The following is a 19,128-nucleotide window of genomic DNA, read 5'->3' as shown; positions in this document are numbered from 1 at the left end:
AACTCTCTCAATCCCAGCCGTCACTATCACGAACCCCAGCGTTGCACCAGGAACACCACTCGGCAGTGCAGGGACGGCCAGCATGAATTTCAATTGCCCGTCGTCCGGCAGCGACAATCCTTGGCAATACTTCCGCCTCAACAGTTCCACTGGCCCCATCGTCCCATTAGCGTGGTACTGCTGGTGGCTAGGGTGCACAACGCACTATCCGAGCATCTCCATACAGGGCGTCTTCGCGGCCTCGGTAACGCCCACCTCTGCTTATGGCGGATTGGTATACGCGACCAATCTTTCAGGCGTCGCGCTGCTGCTGACCAACTCGCCAACCCAATTGACTGGAAGCGGGGACACTCTGAATACCATCAATTGGGGGACAACTACCGCGCCAGCGACCTTCACGGCACAACTGATCGCAACCGGTCAGCCCATGCAACCCGGCATTGTCACCTCACCGAGCCAGCTGCTGACGTTCGAAAACTATTCGTCTGGCTATTCGAACAGCTCATCCACCTATGCATCGCTGACTTTGAATCCGGTCACCGTGATCATGAGCGCGTGCAGCGTGAACACCGACTCGCAAAACCTCACCGTGACACTGCCGACCGTGACCACCAGCTCCCTGCCCAACAGTGGAGCCACCAGCGGTACCACGGCATTCAAGATCAACCTCACCTGCTATGCCGGCGCGTCAGTCACAATCACCATGAATACGACCAACCCCTACGGCAGCAGCTACCCTGGCGTGATCGCACCCAAAGGTGCCGGTTACGCGTCCAATGTCGGCGTGCGGTTGCTACTGGGTGACGGTACGACCGCCGTGAGTTTCGGCACAGCCCAATCCATAGGCGCCACGCCGAACGGGCTCTTGTCCATCCCCTACTACGCGCAGTACTACGCTACGGGAACGACCGGTAGCGGCAGCGTCAACGCCACGGTCACGTTCATCGTCTCCTACAAATGAAGACCACGCTCGAGCCGTAAACCATCACGATGCTTCATTGAGACACGCTGCCCAAGGCATCGACCGTCGACTGCACCGCATCAATCGTAGGTACGGACCACCAGCTTCGCCGCCGTGCCACCCTTGGCGGCCTGCGGTGCATAACTGACGAAGTACGCGAGCAGGCGGTCGTCAGCGGCGCTTGCTGCATCAAGCGCAACCACCGTGCGCGAATAGCTGCGTCCGAGGTCGACCGCGGTCCGGCCGCAGGATCGGTGACTTGGTGCCTGCCCGGCCTGCCACGGCTGCGCATCAACCGATTCGACCGGCGCCGAGTCGATGGTGCAGGTCGGCTCCACCACTGCGCCTGTGAAGGTGATCCGCCCATCCGCACCCGCCGCCCACGCGCTCGACATCGCCAGCGCCATGAGCGAACCGACCATCCAGCGATACCGAGCGCGCATGATCCACCTCGCCTGGCACGCGAGAAATTGCGTGCCTTGGGAGGCCCATCGGCGCCTCCTCCTTGGACTTGATGGCGTTCGTCGGCCCCACCTCGGGAAATGTGAGGAACATCACACTTTTGACGGCGACCGATTCGCGGCCACCCTGTATAGCGAATTGGCGGTGAAAGCACTGTCTGCGTCTGCCAGCGACTTATCGACGCCGGGGCAACAAACCTGAAGGTCACGCAGGCCATGCACGATGAGCAAGGCAGTCCGGCCATCAGGAAACGCTCGGCACCCCGACACGACCATGCCTACCGCGACGACACGTACTTCTCCCGCCGTATCTGCGGCACCGGCAGGCCGCATTCCTTCAGCGCGGCGAAGGCGGCATCAACCATGTTGGGGTTGCCGCAGAGGTAGGCGATGTCGCGGCCTTCGTGCGGGGCAAGCTCGGCCAGCACGGCCTGTACGTGGCCGCTGCGGTCGGAGGCGCGCGGCACCGCGCGCGGCTGGCGGCTGAGGCAGCCGTGGAAGGTGAAGCCGGGGTGGCTCCGGGCGAAAGCCTCGAATTCCTCGCCGTAGAGCAGCTCGGTCTCGTTGCGCGCGCCGTACAGCAGCACCACTTCGCGGCCGCCCTTGGCCAGCAGCTGCTCGATCTGCGGCAGCATCGCGCGGTACGGGGTGACGCCGGTGCCGGTGGCGAGCAGCAGGTAGCGCGGGTGCACGTCGCCGGCCTGCAGGCAGAAACGGCCGTAGGGGCCGCTGGCGTCGATGATTCCGCCGATCGGCAGCTCGCCGAGCAGCTTCGTCGCCGCGCCGCCGTCCACGTAGCTCACCGCGATCTCGACGCGTTGCACCGGCGAGGCGCCGTCTCCCACCGTGCCGACCGAGTAGCTGCGCTTGGTCGGCGTGCCGTCGTCGTAATGGAAGTGGATCTGCAGGAACTGCCCCGGCACGAAGGCCAGCGGCTGGCCGTCCACGCGTTCGAACGCGAGGTGGCGCACGGTGGGCGCCAGCATGCGGCTGTCGACGAGGCGTAGCTGGAAATGGTCGGCCATGGAGCGGATTCCGGAAACAGTGCGTGCGTCCGGCGGTGCCGGGCGGCGTAGGTTGGCCCGCTATAATAAGAGGCTCGCCCCTTCCGATGCAGCCCATGAGCCCCGTTCCCGCGCTCGTCGTCGACAATCTGCGCAAGACCTACGGCAACGGCGTGGAGGCCCTCAAGGGCATCTCGCTGACCGTGCAGCCCGGCGACTTCTTCGCCCTGCTCGGCCCCAACGGCGCCGGCAAGTCCACCCTGATCGGCATCCTCTCCTCGCTGGTGAACTCCAGCGGCGGCGACGCGCAGGTGTTCGGCGTGTCGGTGAACCGGCAGCGCAACGAGGCGATGAAGCTGATCGGCCTGGTGCCGCAGGAGATCAACTTCAACCAGTTCGAGAAGCCGTTCGACATTTGCGTCAACGAGGCGGGCTTCTACGGCATTCCGCGGAAGATCGCCGCCGAGCGCGCGGAGAAATACCTGAAGGAACTGCGCCTGTGGGACAAGGCGCAGCACCAGGCGCGCATGCTCTCCGGCGGCATGAAGCGACGCCTGATGATCGCCCGCGCGATGATGAACGAGCCGAAGCTGCTGATCCTCGACGAACCCACCGCCGGCGTGGACATCGAGATCCGCCGCTCGATGTGGCATTTCATCAGCGGCATCAACGCGGCCGGCACCACGGTGATCCTCACCACGCATTACCTGGAGGAAGCCGAGCAGCTGTGCCGCAACATCGCGATCATCGACCACGGCACGATCATCGAGAACACCAGCATGAAGCGCCTGCTCGCCACGCTGGACGTGGAGGCCTTCGTGCTCGACGTGGCCCATATGCCGGACGGCCTGCCCACGCTGCCCGGCGTGGCGCTGCGCCGCGTGGACGAGCACACGCTGGAGGCGGAGATGGCGCGCACCCACGACCTCAACTCGCTGTTCGCGGCGCTCACCGCGCACGGCGTCATGGTGACCTCGATGCGCAACAAGACCAACCGGCTGGAGGAACTGTTCGTGCGGCTGGTGGAACAAGGCCGCGACGGGCAGGTGCGAGCCGCGTGACGCGAATACCCCCTCTCCCCCAACGCCGTTGGGGAGAGGGTTGGGGTGAGGGGGCAGCTTTTCGCTCTTTCACCCCGCGAAAAGCACAAGCAAAGACCCCCCTCACCCCAACCCTCTCCCCCGGCGCAGCCGGGGGAGAGGGAGCCAAGAGCACAAGCATGAGCAACACCGCCGCCAACCTGGTCGCCCTCAACACCATCGTGCGCCGCGAGATCGTGCGCATCCTGCGCATCTGGACGCAGACGCTGATCCCGCCCGCGATTACCATGACGCTGTACTTCGTGATCTTCGGCAAGCTGATCGGCAGCCGCATCGGCACGATCCAGGGCGGCTACACCTACATGCAGTACATCGTGCCGGGGCTGGTGATGATGAGCATCATCACGAACAGCTACGGCAACATCTCCAGCTCGTTCTTCGGCGCCAAGTTCAGCCGTGCGGTGGAGGAGATGCTGGTGTCGCCGATGCCGAACTGGGTGATCCTCACCGGCTACGTGACCGGCGCGGTGGCGCGCGGCCTCGCGGTGGGCGTGCTGGTGCTCGGCATCGCGCTGTTCTTCACCTCGCTGCACATCGCGCACCCGATCATCACCTTCGCCTCGGTGCTGCTGGGCGCGGTGATCTTCTCGCTGGCCGGCTTCGTCAACGCGGTGTACGCGAAGAAGTTCGACGACATCGCGCTGGTGCCCACCTTCATCCTCACCCCGCTCACCTACCTCGGCGGCGTGTTCTATTCGATCCAGATGCTGGGCGAGCCGTGGCAGGCGATCTCGCGGATCAACCCCATCCTGTACATGGTCAATGCGTTCCGCTACGGCGTGCTCGGCATCAGCGACGTACACGTGGGCGTGGCGTTCGTGGTGATGCTGGGCTTCGTGGTGGCGCTCGCCGCGTTCGCGCTGCAGTTGCTGAAGCGCGGCGTGGGGCTGCGGTCATGACCATACCTGTAGGAGCGCACCCTGTGCGCGATGCTCCTGGCTGACACCTGGAAAAGCTCGCGCACAGGGTGCGCTCCTACATCGAGATTCGAAAATGCGCGTCAACAAGTACATCAGCGAAGCCGGCCTGTGCTCGCGCCGCGAAGCGGACGAATGGCTGATCGCCGGCCGCGTCACCATCAACGGCGAAGTCGTGGGCACCGGCGCCAAGGCGCTGGAAGGCGACGAGGTGCGCGTGGACGGCGAGCTGGTCAAGGCGCGCATCCTCGCCGCCACGCCGGCCGCGAAGAAGGCGGTCTACATCGCGCTGAACAAGCCGGTGGGCATCACCTGCACCACCGACCAGACCGTGGCCGGCAACATCGTGGACTTCGTCGACCACGCGCAGCGCATCTTCCCGATCGGGAGACTCGACAAGGACTCCGAGGGATTGATCCTGCTCACCAGCAACGGCGACATCGTCAACGAGATCCTGCGCGCAGAGAACCACCACGAGAAGGAATACCTGGTCGGCGTGAACAAGACCGTCACCGACGAATTCCTCGCCGGCATGGCCAAGGGCGTGCGCATCCACGGCCAGATGACCAAGCCCTGCCGCACGCGCAAGATCGCGAAGTTCGGCTTTGGCATCGTGCTCACCCAGGGTCTGAACCGGCAGATCCGCCTGATGGCGGCCGCGTTCGGCTACCGCGTCACCCAGCTGCGCCGCGTGCGCATCGACAACGTGAAACTCGGGCATCTGAAGCCGGGCCAGTGGCGCAACCTCACCGACGCGGAGCTGAAGGGCCTGCTGCCCGGCCGCACGCAGTGGTGAGGTTGCTGCCTTTGCAGGAGCGGCTTCAGCCGCGATGCTTTTGAGGTCGGCGGAAAACATCGCGGCTGAAGCCGCTCCTACAGAATCCTGCTATGCCGCTGGCAGGCTCTGCAGGTCCCAGCGCGGATGGACCTGCACCGACTCATCCTGATGCTGGCCCGCGGCCAGCCGGATCGCGCCAGCCAGCGCGATCATCGCGCCGTTGTCGGTGCAGAACGCCAGCCGTGGGAAATAGGTGCGGAAGCCGTCCTTTTCGCCCGCCGCGGCCAGTTCCGCGCGCAGGCGGCGGTTCGCGCCCACGCCGCCGGCGATCACCAGGCTATGGGTGCCGGTGGCTTGCAGCGCGCGGCGGCACTTGATCAGCAAGGTGTCGACGATCGCCTCCTCGAAGCCGCGGGCGATGTCGGCGCGGGTCTGCCCGCTCTGGTCGGAGTGCTGCCAGGCCAGCAGCACCTGCGTCTTGAGCCCGGAGAAGCTGAAATCCAGCCCGGGCCGGTCGGTCATCGGCCGCGAGAAGCGGAACCCGCCCGCCCGACCCTGCTCGGCCAGCTTGGCCAGCGCCGGGCCGCCGGGGTACGGCAGGCCCATCAGCTTGGCGGTCTTGTCGAAGGCCTCGCCGGCGGCGTCGTCCAGGGTGTCGCCCAGGATGCGGTACTGCCCGATCGCCTTCACCTCGACCAGCATGGAATGCCCGCCGGAGACCAGCAAGGCCACGAACGGCGGCTTCGGCGGGTCGTCCTCCAGCAGCGGCGCCAGCAGGTGGCCTTCCATGTGGTGTACCCCGATGGCCGGCACGCCCAGCGCCCAAGCCAGCGCCCGCCCGGCCGCCGCCCCCACCAGCAGCGCCCCGACCAGGCCGGGGCCCGCGGTATACGCCACCCCGCCCAGGTCGGCCGGGGTCAGCCCGGCCTGCTTCAGCGCCTCGCGCGCCAGCGGCAGGAGCTTGCGCACATGGTCGCGGCTGGCCAGTTCCGGCACCACGCCGCCGTAGTCGGCATGCAGCTTGACCTGGCTGTACAGGGCGTGGGCCAGCAGGCCTTGGCCCGGCGCCTCCGGCTGCCAGCGCAGGATCGCCACGCCGGTCTCGTCGCAGGAGGACTCGATGCCCAGCACCGGCTTGCCGATCACGGGCAGGCGGGGGGTGGGGGTCGGCTTTGAAAATTGCTCGTCAGGCACGGTATACTTCGCGGCTCGCCGTATTCAACAGTCCCGGAAGCGGGACAGATTACCACCCGGAGTATCCATGCCCAACGTCAAAGTCCGCGAGAACGAGCCGTTCGAAATCGCGCTGCGTCGTTTCAAGCGTACCTGCGAGAAGGCCGGTGTCCTGGCCGAGACTCGCAAGCGCGAGTTCTACGAAAAGCCCACCCAGGAGCGCAAGCGCAAGCGTGCCGCCGCGGTGAAGCGCCACCTGCGCCGCCTGTCGCGCGACGTCTCGCGCAAGACCCGGCTGTACTGAGTTTCCGCTCCGTCGCCCGGCGGCGGATAGCGGCGTCTTCACGCCGCGCATGCAGGAAACGCGGCTGGCGCGATCTCTCGCAGCCACCGCCCGCATCCGGATTCGAAAGCCGGTGTTGCCGCAAGGCAACGCCGGCTTTGTCGTTTCCGTAAAATCCCTTTACCGCCACCCGGAACGCCCGCCATGACGCTCAAGCAGCAGCTCACCGACGACATGAAGGCCGCCATGCGCGGCGGCGACAAGCAACGCCTCGGCGTGATCCGGCTGGTGCTGGCGGCGATCAAGCAGCGCGAGGTGGACGAGCGGATCGAGCTGGACGACGCCCAGACCCTGGCCGTGCTGGAGAAGATGCTCAAGCAGCGCCGCGATTCGGTGAGCCAGTACGCCGCCGCCGGCCGCGAGGACCTGGCCGACGTGGAGCGCGCCGAGATGGTCGTGATCGAGGCCTACCTGCCCGCCCAGCTCGATCCGGCCGAACTGGACGCACTGATCGCCCAGGCCATCGCCGCCACCGGCGCCAGCTCGCCGCGCGACATGGGCAAGGTGATGGCCGCCGTGAAGGAACAGGCCGCCGGCCGTGCCGACATGGCCCAGGTCTCGGCACGCATCAAGGCGAAGCTGGCGGGCTAGCGCCAGCTCATCGAGTACGCGAACACCAGCACCAGCAGCAGGCCGGCCACCACGGCCGCGGCCAGCGCACACCTGCGTCGGCACAGCCTCCGCCAGTTCGCACGATCCAGAAACCAGCGCCCTGACGCTGGGCTGCGCAGCACGGCGAGGCTGGCCAGTTGCTGCCACGCGAAACTCACCGACAGGCCTAGCTGCTCCGCGCTGCGTGCGTCCTCCGCCGTGACCGCGCCGGCCTGCTCGAACGCGCGCACGATCACACGCTGCCGCTGCATCCGCATCACCGTCAACAGCATCGCCTGCTCCCCCGAGTCTGCCGCCGCGGCAGCTTGCCGGGGATGCCGACGTGCCGCAAGCGGCAGCCTCATGCCTCCTCGGTCGCCATCCGCTCCATCCGCCGGTGATCCGGCACCGCGCCCTGCACATTGGCCAGCGCGGAGCGTCGCTCGCTCGTCACCGCAAAACCCAGCCGCTCGTACAGCGCCTGCGCCCGCGGATTGCTCGCGGCCACGTCCAGCACCATGCGCCGGTGACCCGCCTGCCTGCCGCGCCGGACCAGTTCCTCGATCAGCGCCCGCCCGATGCCCTGCCCGCGCAGGGCCGGTGATACGCCGAGGTGGGCGAGGTAGTGCATGCCGCGCGCAGGCGGCGGGATCACCCGCTCCACGCGCAGCCCGCGCGCGATCACCCCCGCCGCGTGGCGCAGCCCGTAATGCGCGAGGATCTGCCGCGCCGCCGCCAGCGCGAACTTGAGCGCCGCCTCGCCGCCGAATCCAGCGCCCACCGCCACCACCACGCCCTCCAGCTCGCCCACCACGTGGTTGCGCCAGCCGAATTCGCCGGCGCCATCGACGAAGGCGCGTCGCAGGAAGGCCTGGGCGTCGCCGCGCCCCGGCAGCGCGAACACGTAGTCGAATGCGGCGGGGCCGGAGCTGTGGATCAGCGGCACCGCGGCCGCCGCGTCCTGCGCCGTGGCCATGCGAAAGCGCACTCCCGAACCATCCGTCATCGTTGCCACCCCTGCCGTAGCCCCATGCATGCTAACCAGCGGCTCGGCCACCACCGGCCGTCGGCCGGCGGATTGGCCGGCCTGCCACCCCTGCTGGCCGATTCGCCCCCGTGAAGGATCGACCCTCTAAACTACGGGGACCATGCGCGGCCTGATTCCCGACAGCTTCATCGACGAACTGCTTGCCCGCGTCGACATCGTCGACGTGATCGAGCGGCGCGTGCCGTTGAAGAAGGCCGGCCGCGAACACACCGCCTGCTGCCCGTTCCACGACGAACGCACGCCCTCGTTCTACGTCAGCCCCGCCAAGCAGTTCTTCCACTGCTTCGGCTGCGGCGCGCACGGCAGCGCGATCAAGTTCCTGATGGACTACGAGCGGCTGGAGTTTCCCGACGCGGTGGAGGAGCTGGCGCAGTCGGTGGGCCTCACCGTGCCGCGCGAAGGCGGCCGCGACGAGCGCCCGCGCGAGGACAAGACCGACCTCTACGCCCTGCTCGACGCCAGCACCGGCTGGTACCAGGAACAGTTGCCGAAGAACGCCGAGGCGCAGGCGTATTGCAAGAAACGGGGGCTGGACGCCGACACCATCGCGCGCTTCCGCCTCGGCTGGGCACCCGCCGGCTATGACGGCGTGATCAAGGCGCTGGGCAACACGCCGCGGCGGATGGAACTGCTCACCGAAGCGGGCATGGTTTCCACCGGCGAGCGCGGCAGCAAGTACGACCGCTTCCGCGAACGGCTGATGTTTCCGATCCTCGACCGGCGCGGGCGGGTGATCGCGTTCGGTGGAAGGGTGCTCAGCGGTTCTTCGAGCGCGAGTCCTTCGCGCGAAGATCAAGAAGCGGGCATCCCTGCCCGCACTCCTGAAAAAAGCTCCCCGAAATACCTCAACTCGCCCGAAACGCCGCTGTTCCACAAGGGCCGCGAGCTGTTCGCCCTGTGGCAGGTGAAGCAGGCCAACGCGAACCTGCAGCGCATCGTGGTGGTGGAGGGCTACATGGACGTGATCGCGCTGCACCAGGCCGGCCTGCCGATCGCGGTGGCCACACTTGGCACCGCCACCACGCCCGAGCACACCGAGCTGCTGTTCCGTGCCTCGCCGGACGTGGTGTTCTGCTTCGACGGTGACCGCGCCGGCCGCGCGGCGGCGTGGAAGGCGCTGGACGCCGCGCTGCCGCGGCTGCGCGACGGACGCCAGGCCTACTTCCTGTTCCTGCCCGAGGGCGAGGATCCGGATACGCTGGTGCGCAAGGAAGGCAAGGCCGGGTTCGAGCAGCGCCTGAAAAACGCCACGCCGCTGTCCGACTATTTCTTCGACGAACTGGCGCGCGACGTGGACATGGTCAGTCTCGACGGCCGTGCGCGGCTCGCCGAACGCGCCCGTCCGCTGATCGCCCGGCTGCCGGACGGCGCGTTCCGCGACCTGATGGCGCAGGAGCTGGAAAAGCGCAGCGGCGCCAGCGCGCGCCTCGCGGCGGATCCCGCCGCACATCGCGCCGTGCAGCGGCCGACGGCCGCGCAGCGCTCGCTGGTGCGCAGTGCCATCGCGCTGCTGCTGGCCCAGCCCGGCATGGCCGACCAAGTGGAGAAGCCCTACCGCTTCCTCAACCTGGACAAGCCCGGCGTGGGCCTGCTCGCCGAGTTGCTGGACCTGGCGCGCAGCCGCCCCGGCATCAATCCGGCGACGCTGGTGGAGCACTTCGCCGAACGCCCGGAATACCCCGCGCTGCAGAAGCTGATGGCCGCCGCGGTGGTGGGCGAGCCGGAGGCACAACGCACCGAATTCATGGACGCCCTGCGGCGCATGGACGAGCAGGCCGTGGCGCTGCGCCGCGAGACACTGCACGCGAAGATGCGCAGCGGCCCGTTGGCCGACGCCGAGAAGGCCGAACTGCGCGAACTGCTGGCCGCGCGCGTGCGGCCCGCGGCCACACCGGACTGAGTGATGCCGTCCGTCATATCTAATGTGGGATCATCCCCGCACACGCGCCGCAGGGACGCCGATGGATCTGCTTGAACGACTGATCACGATCTTCGCCGAGAACGGCTACGCCGCGGTGTGGATCGCGCTGACGATCTGCGGCCTCGGCCTGCCGCTGCCGGAAGACGTCACCCTGGTCGCCGGCGGCGTGATCGCCGGGCTGGGCTACGCGAACGTGCACCTGATGTTTGCGCTGTGCATGGTCGGCGTGCTGCTGGGCGACGCCACCGTGTTCCTGCTCGGCCGCCGCTACGGCGAGGCCATGCTGAAATGGCGCTGGATCGCCCGCGCGCTCCCCCCGGAACGCTTCGAGGTGGTACAGCACAAGTTCGCGCGCTACGGCAACCGCGTGCTGTTCGTCGCCCGCTTCCTGCCCGGCATGCGCACCACCATCTACCTCTCCGCCGGCGCCACGCGGCGGGTGTCGCTGCTGCGCTTCCTGCTGATCGACGCCATCGCCGCGCTGATCAGCGTGCCGGTGTGGGTGTACCTGGGCTATTTCGGCGCCGACAACCACGTGTGGCTGATGAAGTGGATGCAGCGCGGCCAGAACAGCATGTGGGCGCTGTTCAGCCTCGCGCTGCTGTGCCTGGGGTGGCTGTGGTGGCGCTACCGCCGTCAACGCATCAGCCGGGACAACTGAACGCCGCGGCATCGCGGACACATCCCGGCCGATGACTTCCCGCACTGGTGACTGCATGGCCTGCAGGTTGAACTGCATGCGTCCCCACGCAGGAGTTCCGCCCATGTCCGGAAAGGCTCTGCTCGCCCTTGCCTGCCTCGTCGCCCTGCTGCCGGCCATGCCGGCCCAGGCCGCGGCCGCCGACGAATCGCCACGCTTTGCCGCCACGGTGCCGTTCCACGATTGCCACGGCATGATCTGTTTCCAGGCCAGCATCGACGGCGGCGCGCCGCATACGCTGGCGTTGGATACCGGCGACATCGACTCGATGATGCTGGCCGACGCCGCGAAGACGATGCAGTGGCAGCCCAAGCCCGTGCTGAGCAACGGCAAACCCGTCCCCGGCTTCAAGGACGGTGGCCATCACGTGCTCACACTGGGCGCGACGCAGCTCCCGGTCCATTTCGCCGTGGTCGGCCCCGCGAGTTTCGGCCCCGTCCGCCTGCCGGCCGACGGCACGCTGGCTTATACCGCACTGAAAGACCGCATCCTGCAGATCGACTACCCGCACCATCTGCTGCGGATCTCCGCGCCGATAGCATCCGATGCTCCGGCGGGGCACGCTCCCGGCACGCTGCAGCTGATCCACTTCGGGCACTATGGGCCGCCCATCGTGGTGGGCGGGCCGTTCGACGTGGACGGTCACCCAGTGCACGCGCAGATCGACACCATGTACACCGGCACGATGGTGATCTACGACGCCGCGCTGGCCAAGCTGGGTCTGCACAAGCAGGGCACGCCCAAGCTGTTCGACTTCACCGATGGCGGCGTCGAGATGCTGGCCTCGACGGCCCGAAGCCTGGGCTTCGACGGCCACCGCCTGCTGGGCGACGACCCCACGGTCTACTTCGCTGGGCACGGCAAGAACCCGGTGCACCAGCCCGACGGCCTGTTCGAGGCCACCGTGGGCAACCCGATCTTCGCGCACAGCGTGGTGACGCTGGACTTCCACGCGATGACGCTGGACGTGCGCCCCGCGGGCTGAGCCTCAGCCCGTCCCATCGCCTGCACCGGCCTGCGCGGGCGCACGCAGCCGGTCCTGCAGCAGGCCGGCACGTTCCAGTACCGGATAGGCCAGCGCAGCCAGGTGCGAGTGGATGCGCTTCAAGTCGCGCAGGATGCGCAGGTAGACGTCGCCCGCGCCGCCGTCGTCGCGACGCTCGCGCAGCGCGCGGATATGCCGCTCGGAGATCTCGTTCTCCAGCCGCCACAGCACTTCCTTGCGCGCCACCAGCTGCTGCGCCGCGCGCCGGTCGCTGCGCAGGAACACCGCCCACGCCAGCTGCAGGCTCTCCATCACCTGCGCGTGCATGCGCGCGAGATCCTGGATGTCGTCGGCGCTGAAGTCCTGGCCGCGCTCGGCCTTCTTCGCGGCGAAGTCCATCAGGTTGTTCGCGGCGATGTCGCCGATGTGCTCGACGTTGATCACGAAGCCCAGGATCTCCTGGCTGCGCTCGCCATCCTCGGCGTTCAGCGCCTCGTTGCCCAGCTCGGCGAGGTATTCGCGGATCGCCACGCCGAGCCGGTCGAGGATCGCGTCCCTGCCGCTGATCGCGGCGGCGCGGGCGCGATCGTCCTTGCCGAACACCTCGACCAGGCCCTTCAGCATCTTCTCCACCATGTCGGCCATGCGCATGGCCTCGCGTGCGGCGTTCGCCAGCGCCACGTTGGCGGCATCCAGCGCGCCCTCGTCCAGGTACTGCGGCACGCCGGCATCGGCCGGCTGCGGCGGCTCGGGCAACAGGCGCACCAGCAACCGCGCCAGCCGCTGCACCGGCAGCACGAACAGCAACGCCAGCGCGAGGTTGAAGCCGGTGTGGAAATTCACCGCGATGCGCGCCGGCGAGTCGCCCAGATGCGCCAGCCATCCGCTCAGCGGATGCAGCAGCGGCAGGCAGACCACGCAGCCGAAGCCGCGCACCAGCAGGTTGCCCAGCGGCAGGCGACGCGCCACCGGTGTATTCGCGTCGAACAGCGCCGGCAAGGTGCCGCCCAGGTTCGCGCCCAGCACCAGCGCCAGCGCGCCCTGCGCATCGATCACGTGCGCGGTGGCCAGCGAGGCGATCAGCAGCACCACCGCCACGCTGGAATGGCAGGCCCAGGTGAGCAGCGCCGCCACCAGCAGGGCCAGCACCGGCTCACCGGCGAGGCTGTGCAGCGCGGTGCGCAGCAGCGCCGTGTCCTCCACCGGCGCCATCGACACCACCAGCATGTGCAGCGCCAGCAGCATCAGCCCCAGGCCGATCGCGCAGCGGCCCAGATTCTCGAAGCGCGCGTCGTCGCTGCGCCGGTACACCACGAAGCCGAGCAGCACCAGCACCGGCGCCACCAGTGCGATGTCGAACGACAGCAGCTGCACCACCAGGGTGCTGCCCACGTTCGCGCCCAGCATCACCACCAGCCCCGGCACCAGGCCGAGGAAACCGTTCGCCGCGAACGAGGTGGCCATCATGCCGGTGGCGGTACTGCTCTGCAGCAGCGCGGTCATGCCCAGACCGAAACAGAATGCAGCGGCACGATGGCCGAGGTAACGGCCCAGCCAGCGGCGCAGCGCGCTGCCGAAGCCACGCAATACGCCACTGGTGACCATGTGGGTTCCCCACAACAGCAGGGCCACATAGCCCGCGATGTCCAGCAGGACCAGGGTTCCTTTCATGACGTGCTCCGGGTTCTTTGATGCTTACGCATGGTTCAAGTTAGTTTCGAGCCGCTGTCGCGGCCCGAGTTACTTTTCTCTGCGTGGCCAGAGAAAAGTAACCCCAAGAGAGGCCACCCCGATGGCGCGCCCTCCGGGCATCCTGCCCTGCGGGTACGCGGGCGGGTTACGGGGTTTTCCGACGGCACATCCATGTACCGGCGGAAAACTGGCTCGCATCCCTGCGAGCCATCCTGCGGACTTTCCTCCACCCGCCCGCCGCGCCATAGGGGCCCCGGGTAGAGCAGCGCGCTCCCAGCGCGCACTTTTTGGAAGAGCAAGAGCCCCCGCAACGGGCGGCGCTCTGCTTTTGCTGTTGCTTCTGGCGCGCACGATGCGCGCCCGCTTTTCCGGGGTCCCCTCGGCGGCGGTGAGACGTGGACGACCAGGCCGCGCAGCGGGCGAGTCCATGGATGGACTCGCCTTTTCGCGCGGGCAGGAGCCCGCTCGAAAAGCCCGGCCACGGCTCACGGACTTGCCGTCCAGGGATGGACGGAAAGCGCCGCCGCGGGGTGCCGTTTCTCTTTGGCTACTTTCTCTTTGGGCAAGCAAAGAGAAAGTAGCTCGGGCGCCAACAGGCGCACGAAACCGCTTTGACGCGCGTGCAAGCGCAGAAGCAAGAGTCCCCCTCACTCCAACCCTCTCCCCCAACGATGGAGCCGTTGGGGGAGAGGAAGAACGTCGAGTCCCGCAAGCGGGCGGGGCGCAAACCAGCGTTATAGCCAGCGCCCGTAGCGGCGGATGTAGATCAGCTTCACCAGCTGCGTCAGCGCGCAGTAGGTAAGTACCGTGGCCGCCACCCAGGCGAAGTACACGCCCGGCAGCGGCAGCATGCCGATCTTCGCGCCGAGGCCGGTGTACGGAATCACCATGCCGATGATGATGATCGCGGTGGTGAGTCCCAGCACCGGCGCCGCCGCCGCACTCTGCAGGAACGGGATGCGCCGGGTGCGGATCATGTGCACAATCAGGGTCTGCGTGAGCAGGCTCTCGATGAACCAGCCGGACTGGAACAGCGCCTGGTGCTCCGGCCCGTTCGCGCCGAACACGTGCCACATCAGCCAGAACGTGGTCATGTCGAAGATCGAGCTGACCGGGCCGATCCACACCATGAAGCGGCCGATATCGCTGGCGTCCCACTTGCGCGGCCGGCTGAGGTATTCCTCGTCCATGCGGTCGAACGGGATCGACAGCTGCGAGATGTCGTACAGCAGGTTCAGCACCAGGATCTGCAGCGGCAGCATCGGCAGGAACGGCAGGAACGCGCTCGCCACCAGCACGCTGAACATGTTGCCGAAGTTCGAGCTGGCGGTCATCTTGATGTACTTGATGATGTTGCCGAAGGTGACGCGCCCTTCCAGCACGCCCTCCTCCAGCACCATCAGGTTCTTCTCCAAGAGGATGATGTCGGCCGACTCCTTGGCGATGTCGGTGGCGGTGTCCACCGAGATGCCCACGTCGGCGTCGTGCAGCGCCGGCGCATCGTTGATGCCGTCGCCGAGGAAGCCGACGGTGTGGCCCTGGCGCTGCAGCGAGCGCACCACGCTGGCCTTCTGCAGCGGCGACATCTTCGCGAATACCGTGGTGCGCTTCACCAGCTCGTCCAATGCGGCCTCGTCCAGCGACTCGATGTCGCGGCCCTGCACCGAATGAGTGACGTCCAGCCCCACCTCGCGGCAGATCTTGCGCGTCACCGCCTCATTGTCGCCGGTGATCACCTTCACCTCGACGCCGTGCGCGTGCAGCGCGGCGATCGCGGTGGCGGCCGAATCCTTCGGCGGATCGAGGAAGGCGAGGCAGCCCACCGCGGTGAGCCCGCTCTCGTCGGCCACGCTCCAAGCACGTTCGGCGGCCGGCTCGCGGCGCACCGCCACCACCAGCACGCGCAGACCGTCCTCGTTGAGCCGGTGCGTCATCGCCTTGATCTCGCGGCGGCGCTCGTCGGTCATGGCCTCGACCGTGCCGCCGACCTGCGCGTACGCACAGATCGCCAGCATCTCCTCCACCGCGCCCTTGCAGATCAAGAGGTGCTCGTTGCCGCCGTTCGCCACCACCACCGACATGCGCCGGCGCTGGAAGTCGAACGGGATCTCGTCCACTACGCGGTAGCGCGCCGCGGTCGGCTCCAGGTCGCGATGCGCCAGCACCGCCTTGTCCATCAGGTTCTTCAGCCCGGTCTGGAAGCGGCTGTTGAGGTAGCCGTATTCCAGCGCCTCGTCGCTCTCCTCGCCGTCGAGGTCGAGGTGGCGCTCCAGCACGATCTTGTCCAGCGTGAGCGTGCCGGTCTTGTCGGTGCACAGCACGTCCATCGCGCCGAAGTTCTGGATCGCGTTGAGCCGCTTCACCACCACCTTGCGCTTGGACATCGCCAGCGCGCCCTTGGCGAGGTTCGCGGTGACGATCAGCGGCAGCATCTCCGGGGTGAGGCCCACCGCCACCGACAGCGCGAACAGGAAGGCCTCGGTCCAGTTGTGCTTGTCGAGGCCGTTGATGAGGAACACGATCGGCACCATCACCGCCATGAAGCGGATCAGCAGCCAGCTCACCGAGTTCACGCCGCGGTCGAAGCTGGTCTGCACGCGCTGGCCGGTCATGCTGTGCGCCAGCGAGCCGAGGTAGCTGCGCGCACCGGTGGCCACCACCACCGCGCTGGCGGTGCCGGAGATCACGTTGGTGCCCATGTAGCCGATCGTGGGCAGATCCAGCGGATTGCCGGTCGCACCCTCGCCGTGCGCGTGCGCGGGCGCGACCTTCTCCACCGGTAGCGACTCGCCGGTGAGGATCGCCTGGCTGATGAACAGGTCCTTCGCCGAGAGCAGGCGCAGGTCCGCGGGCACCATGTCGCCCGCGCCCAGGTGCACGATGTCGCCGACGACCAGTTCGCCCACCGGCACTTCGATCTGCTCGCTGTGGCCGTCGGAGGCCTGTCGCGTCACCGTGGCGGTGTTGCGCACCATCGCCTTGAGCTTCTCGGCGGCGCGCGAGGAACGGTATTCCTGGGTGAAGCTCAAGAGCACGCTGATGCCCACCATCACCGCGATGATGATGGGCCCGGTGAGGTCGCTGTCGTCGGTGAACAGCTGCACGCCGGCCAGCACCAGCAACACGATGATGAACGGGTTCTTGAACGCGCGCAGCAGTTGCAGCGACCAGTGCGGCGGCTTCTCGTGCGAAACCTCGTTCGGACCATCGCGATGCAGGCGCTCGGTGATGCGCTCCTCGTCCAGGCCATGGACGGAAGTCTCGAGCGCGGCCAGCAAGGCCTCGTTGTCGCGAAACGCCTCCTGCGCCGCGAGCACCTGCGTCGGGACGGGGGCCGCGGCCTTGACGGTCGGGCGGGAGAAGGACTTGCTCATGGGTCGCTACCGTTCCTTGTCTGGATCCGCGCCGCGGCAGCGTACCGGCGCGCAGCCGGCTCTAACTGGGCGGAACGTCCGCAGTGCTGCTGGCGGCGGTCACGCGGACCGCCGGACACAAACCGCGCCTCCGCCGCACTGGCGGAGGCCAGTACTTGCGGGGCGCACAGGCATGCATCAGTGACTGGATGCCAGTTGCAGATGACGCGGCGACGACAACGGCGCGACGGCGCGCGCCTCGACGTGGCGCGGCGGCTCGACGGACGGGGCGGCCAGCGGTGCCGGCACGGTCACGACGAAGACACGCCGCCGCGCATCGCGGCGTACGGCGAACAGGCTGCGGCGGGGAGTCCGCAGGCGGAGAAAATCGCGAAGGAGCTTCATGGGCCCATCTCCTCGGTTACGGCGCACGGCGCCGTCGGGGGATGGGCCGGCGTTTCCTAGTCGAGGAAAGGACCGGCCGACCGCTGGCGGCTGCCGCAGGCGTTCAGCTTGTTATGCATTGCCGGCACCCGATGCGAGCGGATGTCGACGTTGCGACTAGGGTAAACGTCCATATGCCTTGGTTAGTCAGGACAGGATGCCGGCGAAAATGACACATCGCGCGACCCGCGTATTTTGCGGTGCGGCAGCGATCGAGTCAACGCATGAAACGTGAATCGGCGGAGAAATATCGGGCTAGCCCAGCTTCTGGAACGCCAGGCCCTGGTGCAGCAGCGGCTCGGCCAGCCAGTGATCGGCCAGCAGGAACGCGAACAGCGCCATCAGGTACACGATCGAGTACTTGAACACGCGCATCGCGAAAAACTCGTCCGGCGGGTTCAACAGGCGGATCGCGTAGTACAGGAAGCCCGCACCCAGCACCAGCGCGCCGCCGAGGTAGAGCCAGCCGCTGTAGCCGGTGATCGCGGGCAGCAAGGTCACCAGCACCAGCAGCACGGTGTAGAACAGCACCTGCCAGCGCGTGTAGGCCACGCCGTGGGTCACCGGCAGCATCGGCACGCCGGCGCGCGCGTAGTCCTCGCGGCGGAAGATCGCCAGCGCCCAGAAGTGCGGCGGCGTCCACACGAAGATGATCAGGCACAGCTGCAGCGCGAACGGATGCAGCGATCCGGTCACCGCGGTCCAGCCCAGCACCGGCGGGATCGCGCCGGCGAGGCCGCCGATCACGATGTTCTGCGGCGTGGCGCGCTTGAGGTAGGCGGTGTAGACCAGCGCGTAGCCGATCAGGCCCGCGAAGGTGAGCCACGCGGTGAGGCCGTTCACCAGCAGCGCCAGCACCAGCATCGAGACGATGCCGATCGCGATCGCGAACACCAGCACCTGCCACGGCTTGAGGTGGCCGGTGGCCAGCGGCCGCCGTGCGGTGCGCGCCATCAGCTTGTCGATGCGCTGGTCGATCAGGTGGTTGAACGCCGCCGCCGAACCGGAGGCCAGCCAGATGCCCAGCGTGCCGAACACCAGCGCCCGCCACGGCGGGATGCCAGGCACGGCGAGGAACATGCCGATCACCGCGCAGAACACCAGCAGCGCCACCACGCGCGGTTTGGTCAACTGCAGATATTCAGAGAAAACAGAAGGCACGGCGACACTCGGCAATGGATGCGGTCTTCATTCGTGCCCGGCGCGGGCAGCGGAACCACGCTCGTCCGGCACGACATCGGTGTAGTTGGCGAACTCCGAATACGACAGGCGATGATCGCGGTCCGTGTCGTACTTGTCGAACTGCGAGCGCAGTATGACCATCTCCGGCGGCAGTTCGGAACGGCTCAAAAAGCCATCGCGGTTGCGATCCAGCGCCAGGAAAGCGTCCGTCGACTCCTGCGGGGTCATCAAGGGTTGCTTCCGCGCGTGCCGCAACGACTCGGCGGCCTTCGTTTCGAGCGAAGTGCGGTTTTCATTCTGTACTTGCTGCCGCATTTCCAGCCTGCCGGCGTCCCGCCCCGCCTGCGGCCGTTCCTGGGCGTTCGCCGTTCCGCTCCATGTGGCGGAAAGCGACGACAAGCCGGCCAGCATCGCGAGGACCCTCGTATCCTTGCCCACAGCCACCCCCGTATTCGCTGCCGCCATGTTCGCATGC

Annotated in this window: 19 protein-coding genes; 9 read left to right on the top strand and 10 right to left on the bottom strand. The window is 67.6% G+C overall.

Annotated elements, in window-relative coordinates; genetic code table 11:
* Positions 1 to 82 precede the first annotated feature (82 nt).
* On the top strand, positions 83 to 961 hold the full coding sequence (locus AB7878_RS11080; protein WP_369494423.1) for a fimbrial protein: 879 nt from the start codon (positions 83 to 85) through the stop codon (positions 959 to 961).
* Positions 962 to 1,041: 80 nt separating this feature from the next.
* Here the strand turns inward: AB7878_RS11080 and AB7878_RS11075 are convergent, their stop codons facing one another.
* Both AB7878_RS11075 and AB7878_RS11070 read right to left on the bottom strand, forming a co-directional pair.
* Positions 1,042 to 1,404, bottom strand: a complete 363-nt coding sequence (locus AB7878_RS11075) for a fimbrial protein (RefSeq protein WP_369494422.1) — start codon at positions 1,402 to 1,404, stop codon at positions 1,042 to 1,044.
* Between the two features lie 296 nt (positions 1,405 to 1,700).
* A complete protein-coding gene (locus AB7878_RS11070) occupies positions 1,701 to 2,447 on the bottom strand; it encodes a ferredoxin--NADP reductase (RefSeq protein WP_369494421.1) in 747 nt (248 codons plus the stop codon).
* A 95-nt stretch (positions 2,448 to 2,542) separates the two neighbouring features.
* Between AB7878_RS11070 and AB7878_RS11065 the strand changes: the two genes are divergently transcribed.
* From AB7878_RS11065 to AB7878_RS11055, 3 genes are all read left to right on the top strand, one after another.
* A complete protein-coding gene (locus tag AB7878_RS11065) occupies positions 2,543 to 3,487 on the top strand; it encodes an ABC transporter ATP-binding protein (RefSeq protein WP_369494420.1) in 945 nt (314 codons plus the stop codon).
* 158 nt (positions 3,488 to 3,645) lie between these two features.
* A complete protein-coding gene (locus AB7878_RS11060) occupies positions 3,646 to 4,425 on the top strand; it encodes an ABC transporter permease (RefSeq protein ID WP_369494419.1) in 780 nt (259 codons plus the stop codon).
* A gap of 94 nt (positions 4,426 to 4,519) precedes the next feature.
* Entirely contained in the window at positions 4,520 to 5,239 is a 720-nt protein-coding gene (locus AB7878_RS11055) for a pseudouridine synthase (protein ID WP_369494418.1), read from the top strand.
* Positions 5,240 to 5,329: 90 nt separating this feature from the next.
* Here AB7878_RS11055 and tsaD read toward each other — a convergent pair whose 3' ends face one another.
* A complete protein-coding gene (gene tsaD, locus AB7878_RS11050; protein ID WP_369495756.1) occupies positions 5,330 to 6,352 on the bottom strand; it encodes a tRNA (adenosine(37)-N6)-threonylcarbamoyltransferase complex transferase subunit TsaD in 1,023 nt (340 codons plus the stop codon).
* Positions 6,353 to 6,482: 130 nt separating this feature from the next.
* Here tsaD and rpsU point away from each other — a divergent pair, with 130 nt between their 5' ends.
* Entirely contained in the window at positions 6,483 to 6,698 is a 216-nt protein-coding gene (rpsU, locus tag AB7878_RS11045) for a 30S ribosomal protein S21 (RefSeq protein ID WP_077483322.1), read from the top strand.
* 183 nt (positions 6,699 to 6,881) lie between these two features.
* Positions 6,882 to 7,328, top strand: a complete 447-nt coding sequence (locus AB7878_RS11040) for a GatB/YqeY domain-containing protein (RefSeq protein WP_369494417.1) — start codon at positions 6,882 to 6,884, stop codon at positions 7,326 to 7,328.
* Here AB7878_RS11040 and AB7878_RS11035 read toward each other — a convergent pair.
* Together AB7878_RS11035 and AB7878_RS11030 are read right to left on the bottom strand one after the other, a co-directional pair.
* Positions 7,325 to 7,600 carry a hypothetical protein gene (locus AB7878_RS11035; protein WP_369494416.1) on the bottom strand — a complete coding sequence of 92 codons (276 nt, stop codon included), beginning with the start codon at positions 7,598 to 7,600 and terminating at the stop codon, positions 7,325 to 7,327. The two genes, AB7878_RS11040 and AB7878_RS11035, sit on opposite strands and share 4 nt — an antisense overlap.
* Positions 7,601 to 7,689: 89 nt before the next feature.
* The gene (locus AB7878_RS11030; RefSeq protein WP_369494415.1) at positions 7,690 to 8,304 is read right to left on the bottom strand and encodes a GNAT family N-acetyltransferase; all 615 of its coding nucleotides are present in this window, start codon (positions 8,302 to 8,304) and stop codon (positions 7,690 to 7,692) included.
* A 172-nt stretch (positions 8,305 to 8,476) separates the two neighbouring features.
* Here AB7878_RS11030 and AB7878_RS11025 point away from each other — a divergent pair, with 172 nt between their 5' ends.
* The 3 genes from AB7878_RS11025 to AB7878_RS11015 all read left to right on the top strand — a co-directional run bounded on the left by AB7878_RS11025 (position 8,477) and on the right by AB7878_RS11015 (position 11,982).
* Positions 8,477 to 10,276 carry a DNA primase gene (locus AB7878_RS11025; protein WP_369494414.1) on the top strand — a complete coding sequence of 600 codons (1,800 nt, stop codon included), beginning with the start codon at positions 8,477 to 8,479 and terminating at the stop codon, positions 10,274 to 10,276.
* 61 nt (positions 10,277 to 10,337) lie between these two features.
* Entirely contained in the window at positions 10,338 to 10,958 is a 621-nt protein-coding gene (locus AB7878_RS11020; protein WP_369494413.1) for a DedA family protein, read from the top strand.
* A 103-nt stretch (positions 10,959 to 11,061) separates the two neighbouring features.
* Positions 11,062 to 11,982 (top strand): hypothetical protein, encoded by a 921-nt coding sequence (locus tag AB7878_RS11015; protein ID WP_369494412.1) that lies wholly within the window; start codon positions 11,062 to 11,064, stop codon positions 11,980 to 11,982.
* A 3-nt stretch (positions 11,983 to 11,985) separates the two neighbouring features.
* On the opposite strand, the gene AB7878_RS11010 is transcribed toward AB7878_RS11015, so the two are convergent.
* The 5 genes from AB7878_RS11010 to AB7878_RS10990 form a co-directional block, all read right to left on the bottom strand.
* Positions 11,986 to 13,653, bottom strand: a complete 1,668-nt coding sequence (locus AB7878_RS11010; RefSeq protein WP_369494411.1) for a Na/Pi cotransporter family protein — start codon at positions 13,651 to 13,653, stop codon at positions 11,986 to 11,988.
* 755 nt (positions 13,654 to 14,408) lie between these two features.
* A complete protein-coding gene (gene mgtA / locus AB7878_RS11005; protein ID WP_369494410.1) occupies positions 14,409 to 17,048 on the bottom strand; it encodes a magnesium-translocating P-type ATPase in 2,640 nt (879 codons plus the stop codon).
* A gap of 177 nt (positions 17,049 to 17,225) precedes the next feature.
* The gene (locus AB7878_RS11000) at positions 17,226 to 17,432 is read right to left on the bottom strand and encodes a hypothetical protein (protein WP_369494409.1); all 207 of its coding nucleotides are present in this window, start codon (positions 17,430 to 17,432) and stop codon (positions 17,226 to 17,228) included.
* Between the two features lie 294 nt (positions 17,433 to 17,726).
* Positions 17,727 to 18,632 (bottom strand): heme o synthase, encoded by a 906-nt coding sequence (gene cyoE / locus AB7878_RS10995; RefSeq protein WP_369494408.1) that lies wholly within the window; start codon positions 18,630 to 18,632, stop codon positions 17,727 to 17,729.
* A 27-nt stretch (positions 18,633 to 18,659) separates the two neighbouring features.
* Positions 18,660 to 19,118, bottom strand: a complete 459-nt coding sequence (locus tag AB7878_RS10990) for an EF-hand domain-containing protein (protein ID WP_369494407.1) — start codon at positions 19,116 to 19,118, stop codon at positions 18,660 to 18,662.
* Positions 19,119 to 19,128: the final 10 nt, after the last annotated feature.

The sequence above is a fragment of the Rhodanobacter humi genome, from assembly GCF_041107455.1.
GTDB lineage: Bacteria > Pseudomonadota > Gammaproteobacteria > Xanthomonadales > Rhodanobacteraceae > Rhodanobacter_A.
The sequence above is the reverse complement of the archived record's forward strand: the minus strand, read 5'-3'. Positions and strand labels throughout refer to the sequence as shown.

What these genes read in the sequence shown, in the direction of transcription:
- AB7878_RS11080 (WP_369494423.1), top strand. Translation starts at nt 83, where the DNA reads ATGAATTTCAATTGCCCGTCGTCCGGCAGCGACAATCCTTGGCAATAC.
- AB7878_RS11075 (WP_369494422.1), bottom strand. Translation starts at nt 1,404, where the DNA reads ATGCGCGCTCGGTATCGCTGGATGGTCGGTTCGCTCATGGCGCTGGCG.
- AB7878_RS11070 (WP_369494421.1), bottom strand. Translation starts at nt 2,447, where the DNA reads ATGGCCGACCATTTCCAGCTACGCCTCGTCGACAGCCGCATGCTGGCG.
- AB7878_RS11065 (WP_369494420.1), top strand. Translation starts at nt 2,543, where the DNA reads ATGAGCCCCGTTCCCGCGCTCGTCGTCGACAATCTGCGCAAGACCTAC.
- AB7878_RS11060 (WP_369494419.1), top strand. Translation starts at nt 3,646, where the DNA reads ATGAGCAACACCGCCGCCAACCTGGTCGCCCTCAACACCATCGTGCGC.
- AB7878_RS11055 (WP_369494418.1), top strand. Translation starts at nt 4,520, where the DNA reads ATGCGCGTCAACAAGTACATCAGCGAAGCCGGCCTGTGCTCGCGCCGC.
- rpsU (WP_077483322.1), top strand. Translation starts at nt 6,483, where the DNA reads ATGCCCAACGTCAAAGTCCGCGAGAACGAGCCGTTCGAAATCGCGCTG.
- AB7878_RS11040 (WP_369494417.1), top strand. Translation starts at nt 6,882, where the DNA reads ATGACGCTCAAGCAGCAGCTCACCGACGACATGAAGGCCGCCATGCGC.
- AB7878_RS11035 (WP_369494416.1), bottom strand. Translation starts at nt 7,600, where the DNA reads ATGCAGCGGCAGCGTGTGATCGTGCGCGCGTTCGAGCAGGCCGGCGCG.
- AB7878_RS11030 (WP_369494415.1), bottom strand. Translation starts at nt 8,304, where the DNA reads ATGGCCACGGCGCAGGACGCGGCGGCCGCGGTGCCGCTGATCCACAGC.
- AB7878_RS11025 (WP_369494414.1), top strand. Translation starts at nt 8,477, where the DNA reads ATGCGCGGCCTGATTCCCGACAGCTTCATCGACGAACTGCTTGCCCGC.
- AB7878_RS11020 (WP_369494413.1), top strand. Translation starts at nt 10,338, where the DNA reads ATGGATCTGCTTGAACGACTGATCACGATCTTCGCCGAGAACGGCTAC.
- AB7878_RS11015 (WP_369494412.1), top strand. Translation starts at nt 11,062, where the DNA reads ATGTCCGGAAAGGCTCTGCTCGCCCTTGCCTGCCTCGTCGCCCTGCTG.
- AB7878_RS11010 (WP_369494411.1), bottom strand. Translation starts at nt 13,653, where the DNA reads ATGAAAGGAACCCTGGTCCTGCTGGACATCGCGGGCTATGTGGCCCTG.
- mgtA (WP_369494410.1), bottom strand. Translation starts at nt 17,048, where the DNA reads ATGAGCAAGTCCTTCTCCCGCCCGACCGTCAAGGCCGCGGCCCCCGTC.
- AB7878_RS11000 (WP_369494409.1), bottom strand. Translation starts at nt 17,432, where the DNA reads ATGAAGCTCCTTCGCGATTTTCTCCGCCTGCGGACTCCCCGCCGCAGC.
- AB7878_RS10990 (WP_369494407.1), bottom strand. Translation starts at nt 19,118, where the DNA reads ATGGCGGCAGCGAATACGGGGGTGGCTGTGGGCAAGGATACGAGGGTC.